The 10369-nt window shown below is 67.9% G+C and carries 7 protein-coding genes and 1 pseudogene; 6 read left to right on the top strand and 2 right to left on the bottom strand.

Features of this window, described 5'->3' with window-relative positions; genetic code table 11:
- A pseudogene (locus tag PKE44_RS02875) lies at positions 1-321 on the bottom strand (hypothetical protein); the annotation flags it as partial.
- On the opposite strand from PKE44_RS02875, the gene PKE44_RS02870 reads away from it, so the two are divergent.
- The 3 genes from PKE44_RS02870 (at position 320) to PKE44_RS02860 (ending at position 3404) form a co-directional block, all read left to right on the top strand.
- Positions 320-1216 (top strand): DMT family transporter, encoded by an 897-nt coding sequence (locus tag PKE44_RS02870; RefSeq protein WP_324548159.1) that lies wholly within the window; start codon positions 320-322, stop codon positions 1214-1216. The pseudogene PKE44_RS02875 and the gene PKE44_RS02870 sit on opposite strands and share 2 nt — an antisense overlap.
- An 828-nt stretch (positions 1217-2044) precedes the next feature.
- Positions 2045-2785: a hypothetical protein gene (locus PKE44_RS02865; protein ID WP_324548158.1), complete on the top strand. Its 741-nt coding sequence runs from the start codon at positions 2045-2047 to the stop codon at positions 2783-2785.
- A 244-nt stretch (positions 2786-3029) separates the two neighbouring features.
- Positions 3030-3404 carry a hypothetical protein gene (locus PKE44_RS02860; protein WP_324548157.1) on the top strand — a complete coding sequence of 125 codons (375 nt, stop codon included), beginning with the start codon at positions 3030-3032 and terminating at the stop codon, positions 3402-3404.
- Positions 3405-3437: 33 nt separating this feature from the next.
- Here the strand turns inward: PKE44_RS02860 and PKE44_RS02855 are convergent, their stop codons facing one another.
- Complete coding sequence (locus PKE44_RS02855) at positions 3438-5198, bottom strand: hypothetical protein (RefSeq protein WP_324548156.1); 1761 nt, start codon at positions 5196-5198, stop codon at positions 3438-3440.
- Between the two features lie 862 nt (positions 5199-6060).
- On the opposite strand from PKE44_RS02855, the gene PKE44_RS02850 reads away from it, so the two are divergent.
- The 3 genes from PKE44_RS02850 to PKE44_RS02840 are packed head-to-tail and all read left to right on the top strand — an operon-like array spanning position 6061 to position 10108.
- The gene (locus PKE44_RS02850) at positions 6061-7203 is read left to right on the top strand and encodes an FIST N-terminal domain-containing protein (RefSeq protein WP_324548155.1); all 1143 of its coding nucleotides are present in this window, start codon (positions 6061-6063) and stop codon (positions 7201-7203) included.
- Positions 7196-9178, top strand: coding sequence for an EAL domain-containing protein (locus tag PKE44_RS02845; RefSeq protein ID WP_324548154.1), 1983 nt, complete (start codon positions 7196-7198; stop codon positions 9176-9178). Before PKE44_RS02850 ends, PKE44_RS02845 begins: the two co-directional genes overlap by 8 nt.
- A 3-nt stretch (positions 9179-9181) precedes the next feature.
- Positions 9182-10108, top strand: coding sequence for a diguanylate cyclase (locus PKE44_RS02840; RefSeq protein ID WP_324548153.1), 927 nt, complete (start codon positions 9182-9184; stop codon positions 10106-10108).
- Positions 10109-10369: the final 261 nt, after the last annotated feature.

The raw sequence follows: 10369 nt of genomic DNA, 5'->3' as shown, positions 1-10369 counted from the left end.
ATCCGCGTGCTCGACGAGACGCGCGAGACCGCCGCCACCCAGCTCGGCAAGCCCGGCCGCGAAACCTGCAGCCCGCGTCACCACCACCTCCAGCCCGGCCGCAAAGCCTGCAGCCCGGACCGTTGCCGCCGGCAAGGCGCCGGCGGCGAAGAAGCCGGCGGCAGCGCCGGCGGCCAAGACCGTGACCGCCAGCCGCCGCGTCGCCCGCAACTGAAGCGAGCCGGCCGCATCGCGGCCGCCCTTCCATCGCCCGCCCGGCGGCCACGCCCGGCGGGCGATGTTGTCCCCGAGTCCGTGAACCTGCCGCCGGAGCCCGGCCATGCCCGCCGCCGCCGTGTCCCCGTATCTGCTGCTGGTACTGACCACGCTGTTCTGGTCCGGCAACTTCGTGCTCGGGCGCGCCGTGCACGGCGAGATTCCGGCGCTGGCGCTGTCGTTCTGGCGCTGGGCCATTGCGCTGCTGCTGGTGCTGCCGCTCGCCTGGCCGCAACTGCGTGCCCACCGCGGCCTGCTGCTCGGGCACTGGCGTTCGCTGACGCTGCTCGGCGTGCTCGGCATCACCAACTTCAACAGCTTCGTCTACCTCGGCCTGCGCGACACCACGGCCACCAATGCCGTGCTGATGGTGTCGACGGCGCCGGTGCTGATCGTGCTGCTGTCCTTCCTGCTGCTCGGCCAGCGCCCGACGCCGCGCCAGGCGCTCGGCGTGGTCGTGTCGCTGTCGGGGGTTGCCGTCATCGTCACCCGCGGCGACTGGCACGTGCTCGCGCAACTGGCGCTGAACTTGGGCGATGCCTGGGTGTTCGCGGCCGTGGTCAGCTGGGCGCTGTATTCGGTCTGCCTGCGCTGGCGGCCGGCCGGCCTGCCGCCGCTCGCGTTCCTGGCCGCGACGATGCTGACCGGACTGCTGGCGCTGATCCCGATCTACCTGTGGGACCGGCTGGTTGCCGGGCATGTACTGGCAATCAATTCCGTGACGCTCGCGAGCATCGCCTACGTCGCGATCTTCCCGTCGGTGCTCGCCTACATCTTCTGGAACCGCGCCGTCGCCGAACTCGGCCCGAACCGCTGCGGCCAGTTCCTGCACCTGATGCCGGCCTTCGGCGCGCTGCTGTCCTGGCTGCTGCTCGATGAGCGCCTGTACGCCTACCACTGGGCGGGCATCGCACTGATCGCCACCGGCCTGTGGCTGGCGACCGCCGGCCGGCGGTCCTGAAACCGGAACCGCGCTGCCTGAAGCGAACGAACCCCCATCGGCACAATGGTTCACATTCACTGAACCAGACCAGGGCGCCACAACCGTGATGCCTCCGGCGCGGCCGGGCCACACAGGACGATCCGGCCCGTGCCGCCCCACCTGCACACATCCAGCGAGACCGGCCTGCATCCGGCGCCCTGGCCCGATCGCCGGCGACCGCTCACAGGCATGGGCGCAAATCCCTGACAGCCGCCGTTCGAATCATCCGCCGGTCGCGATACGTGCCTGATTCATCAGACACGTTTTGCCGGACGCATCCGGATGCCGGCGAGCCGGGGACCCGCCGCGCAGCGGACGTATCATCTTTCATCCGGTTCATGAATATTTCGTTATTCAGGAACCATTTCGAAATGCAGTGCTGCGCAACCGGACTCAGGGCTGCAACGACGGAAATCCGGAAACCCGCAGCCCCGGTCGCCATGATCCATGCCGCTTTGCCCCCGGCCACCGAGCGCGCGGCAGGCGGCGCAGACGGGATGCCCGGCCGGCATGAGGCCTGCGGCCCGTGCGTTCCGGCTGTTGCCATCCTTTACGTGACCGACCCCAGACGCTAACCTCGCGCCAGTCAAAAACTGGATGCTTTGCCCGCGCTGCGGATCGAGCGCCCCCGTCGGAGCCAACCGACGCAGCCACGATCCTGCAAGCCTTCTGCCCCACTGCCGAACAGCAGCGCCTGGTGGGGATGGTCCGAGCGGGCACGCTGCCTGGAGCAGCGTGCGAGATTCAGGTACCGCCCTGGTACGGCAGGGGGTAGCGCGCTGCCGAAAGCATCATCGGAAGGGAAACATGGACAAGAATTCACTGCTCAAGGGCCTTTCGGCCGCACTCCTGCTCACAGCTTCCGGATCGGCTCCTGCCGCCGTTTCCTATTTCAATGACTTCTCGGGTCCCAGCGACGGCAAGTGGTCGAATTACACGACATACACGACGACCCAGGCCACCCCGAATTCCGTTCTTGGACGATTTGCCGGCACGGGCACCGGTACTGGCTCCACGCTGTCGCTGACCGGTCTCGACAGCCATTCCTCCGTGACGGTCGAATTTGATCTCTATCTGTTCGACACCTGGGATCGACACTACACCGGCACCCAGGCCAGCCCGGGCGCGGTGAATCCTTACTGGTCGCCGGACATTGTCAACGTCACGGCCAATGGCACCCAGTACGCTTCCCTCAGTTACGAATACGCCAGCTACCCGTACAGCAACACCCTGACAGGAGCCACGTACACTCCGGTCAGCTCCGGCCAGTATGGTGGCAACCCTCAATGGAACAATCTTGCCACCGACAGGATCTTCCACATCACGCTGACCTTTTCCGATCTCGCACCGAATCTCAATCTGAGCTTCGCAACGGCGAGTAACAGCGGCTTGTCCGACGAATCCTACGGTATCGACAACGTCCGCGTTTCCACGGTCGTTTCTGCCCCTTCGTCGATGCTGCTGCTCGGTCTCGGTGTCGTCATGGCCGCCCGTCGCCGTTATCGGGCGAACTCCGGTCATTCCGGCATGCAGGCAATGGCTGCCTGAGACCCGGCACTGCACGCGGCAGGGCAAAACTGCAGGATCGGTGATGCCACCCGTACCTTTCCGGGTGGCGGCGCATCTGTCAGCACCTTCGCCCGCCCCCTGCCCGGATTGATCATTCCTGCATCCTGCCTGAATGCTATAACTCGGCCGTTTCCGGGTTTCGGCCGGTCACCCCACCGTCCCGGGCCTCCCGCCGCCGGATGATCCGGGACGTGGTCATGCCAATGCGGAGGTCATCGCCACGATGCCGGTCCCGACCTTCCAGGTGCCCCATCCCGCCCCCGGCCGCGGGGCACAGGCCGCCGCGCAAGGCATGAACGCGCAGACACCGGCCTATCTGCAGCAGCAGAAACCGGTTGATCCGCAACTGCTCGCCGCCGCCCGCGCCGCGCTCGCGCAACTCGATGCCGCCCTGCACGCCGCACGTCCGGAAGCCGTGAAGGCCCTGAAGGACGCGGATCGCCGCCATGTCGTCGAAGCCCTGAACGCCGCCGCCGCCGAAGTCACCGCCCGCCTCGGCGCGCTTCCGGCCGCCACGCGCAGGACGCTGGTTCGCGACAGCGCCGCACACAGCCCGCGGCTTGCGGCCTGGTTCGCGAAGCACGGCTACGACGACTAGCCGACCGGCGGCACCGCCGCCTCCGCATCCGGCTCAGCGGTAGAACGCCACGATCGCGCCGATGCCGAGCACGTATGCCAGCGGATACAGCCAGATCACCCAGCCGTCGATACGCTGCAGCACAGCGCTGGCCCCGCCGGCCTCCAGCCTGCGCATGTACACGGCGAGCACGAACATGCAGCCGGTGACGACGAAGGCGCTGAGCAGCAGCGTATCGAGGAAGCTCAGGTAGCCGAGCCGTGGCAGGTCGCTGGAGATCGTGAAGTTGAAGGCGATGAACAACAGCAGGTTGCCGCCGGCGACCTCGACGCGCTTGCCGTAGTCGCGCAGGAACAGCGTCACCCAGGCGATGACGATGATCACCAGCACCGGCAGGAAGATCCGGTACGCGTAGTAATTCAGGTGCCGCTCGGCCGTGAAGCCGTAGGAAAACCGCGATACCGGCAGGCCGGTGGTTTCGGTCTCGCTGCTGATGCGGGTGTCGAAACCGGTCGTGACCCATTCCTCCTCGCCAAGCTGGCGGCCGAGACCGCTGTAGCCGGGCAGTTCGACGAAACGGAATTTCCACTCCGGCGCGATCAGTTCGACGCGGATGAAAAACCGCTGCGTATCGAACGGAAAACGCCGGAAATCGAAATCCGGTGCCTGCAGCGTCGTCGAGAAGCGCTCGTAATACTGTGCGGAACCGTCCGGGCGCAGCACGACGAGGCGCTTCTGCGCCCAGCGGTTGCCCTGCTGGTTGAACACGACGAACTCCGGCCACAGCGCGCCGTGCTGCTGCACGTACTGCGCGAAGGCGTCGCCGCCGAAGGTCTTCAGACGGCAGCCGCAGGACTCGGGATTGAAGGCCAGTGCCGGGTCGGTCCAGTCCATGCGCAGCGAGGCGACGGCACCGAAGTTCTCGCCACGCTGGTCGACGCCGGTGATCTGGTCCATGCGCACGCCGACCTGCACCTCGATCGGCACCTGCAGCAACGGCCGGCCGAGCGGCTCGACCGGACCGTCGCCGAACGCGGCGGTGTCGATGCCGAGCAGCAGCCGGTACTGCGCGCCGCTCGCGCCATCGGGACGCGCGACGCGCAGGCGCGGTGCCGGGTCGGCGCTGCGAAACTCATGCGTCAGCGTCAGTCGCGCCGGCGCAGCGGTGCTGGTGCTGGCGGTGGCGAGCGGTTTGTCGCCGTAGTCGAGCAGCAGCAGTTGCGGTGGCAGCGGCGCCCCGTCGACGGCTTCGAGCCGCACCTGCAGCGTCTCGCCGGCCTGCACCGGCCGCAGCTCGACATAGCGCCAGGGTTCGTCGCCGGTGAAGGCGAGTCCGGTTGCCTGCACGCGCGCATCGCCGCCCCAGACACCGGCCAGGACGCTGACCGCCGCGATTTCCTCCTCGCCGGCGATCGTCAGCCGGTAGCCGCCGAAGCCCGGGCGCAGCGGACTTGCGCTCAGCAGCAGCCGGTAGTCGCCATCGGCCGGCACCGTGAACTCCAGATCGGCCGCATAACCGCCGGCGCTGTCGTCGGCCTGCGCGAGCACGTACTCGTCGAGCAGCGCCGCGTAGGCTGCCGGGTCCTCGGTGCGCCCGGCACGCAAGCGCTGGTAGCGCTCGCGGTAGTCGATGCGCGCCCGCTCGAGATCAAGCCCCGGCTTCAGCACCGCGAGCAGCGGATCGAGACTGCCGTCGAGGCCCTCGGCCCGAAACCTCAGCTGCGTGCCGGCCCTCAGTCCCGGCAGTGCAAACAGCACGCTCTGCCCGGCTTCGAGCCGGCCGCTCAGGACCTGCACCGCAGGAAGTTCAGCCACGGCCCCGGGGGGCCACGAGGCGAGCCCTGCACATACACACAGCCAGCACAAGACGATGAGACGGCGACAGCCAGGGAGCGGAGACATTCGGGGTGCAGGTCCGGGGAGGATTCGATCCGTCACAGCGTAGCGGTACAGAACTGCAACGACTGACGCACGATGTGTTCCGGCATGGGCGCAGGAGCGTTGCAAACCGCGAATTGCCCCCGGCACGCACCGCTTCGCCTGCGCTAATTGACGCACCGCAAAAATGTGGCCGCTGGTGAAACTGCCTGCTGAAACGAGAGCAAACGCTTAATTCCATTGAACCTGGGCCGATATGCAAGGCTTGCAATGATTGCGCAGGCAGACCGGCTCAACCGTGCTTGACGGCAATGGCATATGGCTTGCTTACGGAGGAATTCCGCGCTTCAACGGCCGCGACCACCACCGCCGACACCTACGCCGACAACCGTGCCGTCACGAAGACTTGTCGATTTTGCACCGCACAATCCAGACCATGAACGCCGCTGCAAAGGCCATGACCACAAGCTTCTGTCCATTATTGCCGTGCTCAGTGCATACTGTTCAAGCAGTTGCCTCAGTACGTCCTGCAGGAATCTGTATCGGTACAGACCTCGCGACGAGGCCCTGCAGGCCCGCTTCTGACATGGACAGGCGGATGGGCTGCTGCACCCGGAACGCTTCAGAAACCGAAATGATGCAAATGCAATAGCAATCAATGTCGCTACGGCAATTCCGACATTCCTTCCGGAAAACCCCAATGGCCTGTAATGCCGCCCGCCGGAGCAGCCCGGAATCCGGTGCAAACCAGAAAGCGCAGGAAGGACCCCGCCATGTGAATACCGCCGAGGAGTCATCGATGGAATCCGCTTCCGCCCGCATCCTGACCGGCCACACGCAGGCGTGCGAGGTCGGCCTGGCCGTGCGCGAACTGCATGCCCAGATCAGTCAGCCCGATGCGGCGCTGGTCGTGGTGTTCTGTTCGACCGCCTATCCGCGTCCGGTGCTGGCCGAAGCCCTGCAGCATCATTTCGGTGACGTGCCGATGATCGGCTGCACGACCGCCGGGGAACTCGGCGCCAGCGGCTACCAGACCGGCGGCATCACCGGCTTCAGCCTGCCGGCGGCAGAATTCACGGTGGCGACCGCCCGGCTCGACGGTCTGGACGACGTCAGCCTCGATGCCGGCCAGCACTGTGTCGATGCCCTGCTCGCGCAGATGCCGGCGGTGACGGACGGGCAGGAGCGCTTCGCCCTGCTGCTGGTCGATGGCCTCGCGCAGCGCGAGGAACCGGTCGCCTATGCGCTGCAGCGCGCACTCGGGCGCACACCGCTGGTCGGCGGCTCGGCCGGTGACGGTCTGCACTTCGGCCGCAGCTGGGTCTATCACGATGGCGCCTTCCACACCCGCAGCGCCGTGCTGGCACTGGTCAGCACGCGCCGGCGCAGCCGGGTGTTCAAGACCCAGCACTTCACCCACGACAAGGAACGCCTGGTGGTCACCGAGGCCGATCCGAAGCGCCGGCGGGTGTTCGAGCTGAACGGCCTGCCGGCGGCGCAGGAATATGCCCGCCTGATCGGCGTGCCGGTGGCGGAGCTTGCCCCCGAGACCTTCGCGGCCGCACCGGTGGTCGTGGTCATCGACGGCACCGATTACGTGCGCTCGATCCGCGAGGCCCACGCCGACGGCAGCCTGACCTTCTTCTGTGCGATCGAACTCGGGCTGGTGCTGCGCGTCGCGCAGGCCCGCGACATGGTCGCTCACCTCGACTCGTCGATGGACAGCATCCGCGCCGGGATCGGCGAACCGGATCTGGTCATCAGCTTCGATTGCGTGCTGCGCCGGCTCGAAGCCCGGCGCAAGCACTGCGAGGCTGCGCTCGGCGAACGCTTCCGGCGCTATCGCATGGTCGGGTTCAGCACCTACGGCGAGCAGTACGCCGGCGTGCATGTCAATCACACGCTGACCGGCGTCGCGATCGGCAGGTCCGGTGATGAATGAACTCCTGCCCCTGCCGGACGACCCCGAGGCCCTGCAGGCGGAAGTCCTGCGACTGCGCAAGGTGGTGACGGCGCTGATCCGGCGCGCCGAGAAATCGACGACCAGCCTGGAGAGCGCCGAGTCCGGCTTCACGCTGTATCACACGGCCGCGCTGCTCGAAGATCACGTGCGCGAGCGCACGCTCGAGCTCGAGGCGACGCTGGCCGAGAACGAGCGCGTCACGCACGACCTGCGCCTCGCCAAGCAGGCGCTGGAGGCCGAGATTGCCGAGCGCCGGCGCAACGAAGCCGGTCTGCGCCAGGCGGCGATGGTCTATTCGAGCACGCAGGACGGCATCGTCGTCTGCGACCCCGAGGGCACGGTGGTCGCCGTCAACCCGGCATTCTCGAACATCACCGGTTATGCGGAAGGCGAAGTCCTCGGCCGCAACATGCGCATGCTGCAGTCCGGCTACGAGGGCCGGGCGTTCTATCTGGATTTCTGGCGCGCGCTGCAGCAGAGCGGGCACTGGCAGGGCGAGATCCGCAATCGCCGGCGCAGCGGTGAACCCTATCTGCAGTGGCTGACGATCAACGCCGTGCGCGATGCCGACCAGACGATCATCCGCTATGTCGGCGTGTTCTCCGACATCACGGCGGTCCGCAACGCCCACGATCTCGAACACCTCGCGCACCACGACGCGCTGACCGGACTGCCGAACCGGCTGCTGCTGATCGCCGAACTCGACCAGGCGCTGCGCCGCGCCGCGCGCAGCGGAGGCGGCCTGGCGGTGCTGTTTCTCGATCTCGACCGCTTCAAGCTGGTCAATGACAGCTTCGGTCACACCGCCGGAGACGAGCTGCTGGTGCGGGCGGCCGGCCGGCTGCGCGAACGGCTGCGCCAGTCCGACCTGCTCGCGCGCCTCGGCGGCGACGAGTTCGTGGTCGTGCTTGAGGAGGTCACCGAGCCCGAGCGTGCCGCCGGCGTCGCGCAAACGCTGATCGAAGCCCTGCAGCAGCCCTTCCTGCTCGGCGGCGGCCACGAGGTCTGGATCGGTGCCAGCGTCGGCATCAGCCTGTACCCGGCCGACGGGGCCGAGGCCGGAGCGCTGATCCAGCGTGCCGACACTGCGCTGTATCGCGCCAAGGAGGACGGTCGCGGCAATGCGCGCTTCTATCTGGAGGCGATGACGCGCGCCGTCGAGGAGCGCCTGGTGCTGGAGGCGCGCCTGCGCCGTGCGCTCGAACGCGGGGAGCTGGTGCTGTACTACCAGCCGCAGATCATGCTCGGCGAACCGGCCGCACTTGGTGTCGAGGCGCTGGTGCGCTGGCGGCGGCCGGACGGCAAGATGGTGCCGCCGTCCGACTTCATCCCGCTCGCCGAGGAAACCGGGCTGATCGTGCCGCTCGGCGAATGGGTGCTGCGCGAGGCCTGCCGCTGCCTGCGCCGCTGGCTGGCCGATGGCGTGCCGATCCACTCGATGGCCGTGAACCTGTCGGCCCGGCAGCTGCGCCTGCACGCGCTGGCGCCGCAGCTCGCGGCCATCCTCGACGAGACCGGCGTGCCGGGGCGGTATCTCGAACTCGAACTGACCGAGAGCGCGCTGATGGAAAACCCGGACACGGTCGCCCAGCAGCTCGAAGCCCTGCGCCGGCTCGGCGTCAGCCTCGCGATCGACGACTTCGGCACCGGCTATTCCTCGCTCGCCTACCTGAAGCGCTTCCCGATCAACACGCTGAAGATCGACCGCAGCTTCGTGCTCGACATCCCGCACGATCCGGCCGACATGCAGATCACCGCCGCAGTCATCGCGCTCGCGCACAACCTCGGCCTGTCGGTGCTCGCCGAAGGCGTCGAAACCAGCGAGCAGCTCGATTTCCTGATCGAGCACGGCTGCGATGCGGTGCAGGGTTACCGCTTCTCGCCACCGCTGCCCGAGGCCGCAGCCTGCGACTGGCTGTGCCGCCACGCCACGACGCCGGCCGCCGGACGCTGAACCATGAGCAGCCCCGAGATGCCGCACATCCTGGTCATCGACGATGACCCGTTCAACCACGTGCTGCTGGCCGAAGGGCTCGGCGACGAGTTCGAACTGCTGTTCGCCAAGCACTGGCGGGAGGTGGTCGAGATCGTGGGCCACAGCCCGCGGCTGGATCTGGTGATCCTCGATGTCGACATGCCCGAGGTCGATGGCTTCGAGGTCTGCCGGCGCCTGAAGGACACCGAATTCGGCCGCGAGCTGCCGCTGATCTTCATGACCGGCGTCGATGACGTCGAGTCGCAGATCAAGGGCTTCAGCCTCGGCGCGGTCGACTACATCATGCGGCCGTTCGCACTGCCGGTGGTGCGTGCCCGGCTGCGCACCCACGTGACCCTGCGGCGCCAGACGCAGCTGCTGCAGCAGCTGGCGCTGATGGACGGCCTGACCGGCATCGCCAACCGCCGCTGCTTCGACCAGCACTACCACCGCGAATGGCGGCGGGCGCTGCGCACCGGCTGTCCGCTCGGGCTGGCGCTGATCGATGCCGATCACTTCAAGCTGTTCAACGACCGCTGCGGCCACGGCGCCGGCGATGACTGCCTGCGCCGCATCGCCGCGCTCGGGCGCGAAGCCATGCGCCGCCCCGGCGACCTGATCGCGCGGGTCGGCGGCGAGGAATTCGCGCTGCTGCTGCCGGAAACCGAAGCCGCCGGCGTGCACTGCGTCGTCGACAAGCTGCGCGAGGGCATCGCCGCGCGGCTGCAAGGCCAGTACCGCGCCACCGACGACGGCCTGCGCCTGCCGGTGACGGTCAGCATCGGCTGCGGTGCCATCCGGCCCGACCGCCTCGATGACCCGGCCGACTTCCTCACCCGCATCGACCGCCGTCTGTACCGCGCCAAGTCCGGCGGCCGCAACCGCGTGGTCAGCGACGACGGCGCCTGATGCGCAGCCGCCGTCCGGGCGCAGCGCCCCGCTGCACCGGCGGCCGCGGCTTCGCGCCCCACCCTCCGGCAACCTTGCCGGCACGATGCCGGCGGCCGCCATCCGTGCCCGGCGCAGCCCGCTGACGGCCGAGCCCCCGGGTTCCGGCCGCTCCGGAGTCCGGACATCCTGACTGCCGGGCCCTGCGCAATGCGGATCTGCCGATCGCGTGCCCGGCAGGCGACAGATGCGACTCATTCCCGATTAGAATGCGTTTTCATC

The sequence above is a fragment of the Plasticicumulans sp. genome (assembly GCF_035331805.1).
GTDB lineage: Bacteria > Pseudomonadota > Gammaproteobacteria > Competibacterales > Competibacteraceae > Plasticicumulans.
The sequence above is the reverse complement of the archived record's forward strand: the minus strand, read 5'-3'. Positions and strand labels throughout refer to the sequence as shown.

What these genes read in the sequence shown, in the direction of transcription:
- PKE44_RS02850 (WP_324548155.1), top strand. Translation starts at nt 6,061, where the DNA reads ATGGAATCCGCTTCCGCCCGCATCCTGACCGGCCACACGCAGGCGTGC.
- PKE44_RS02840 (WP_324548153.1), top strand. Translation starts at nt 9,182, where the DNA reads ATGAGCAGCCCCGAGATGCCGCACATCCTGGTCATCGACGATGACCCG.
- PKE44_RS02860 (WP_324548157.1), top strand. Translation starts at nt 3,030, where the DNA reads ATGCCGGTCCCGACCTTCCAGGTGCCCCATCCCGCCCCCGGCCGCGGG.
- PKE44_RS02870 (WP_324548159.1), top strand. Translation starts at nt 320, where the DNA reads ATGCCCGCCGCCGCCGTGTCCCCGTATCTGCTGCTGGTACTGACCACG.
- PKE44_RS02865 (WP_324548158.1), top strand. Translation starts at nt 2,045, where the DNA reads ATGGACAAGAATTCACTGCTCAAGGGCCTTTCGGCCGCACTCCTGCTC.
- PKE44_RS02845 (WP_324548154.1), top strand. Translation starts at nt 7,196, where the DNA reads ATGAATGAACTCCTGCCCCTGCCGGACGACCCCGAGGCCCTGCAGGCG.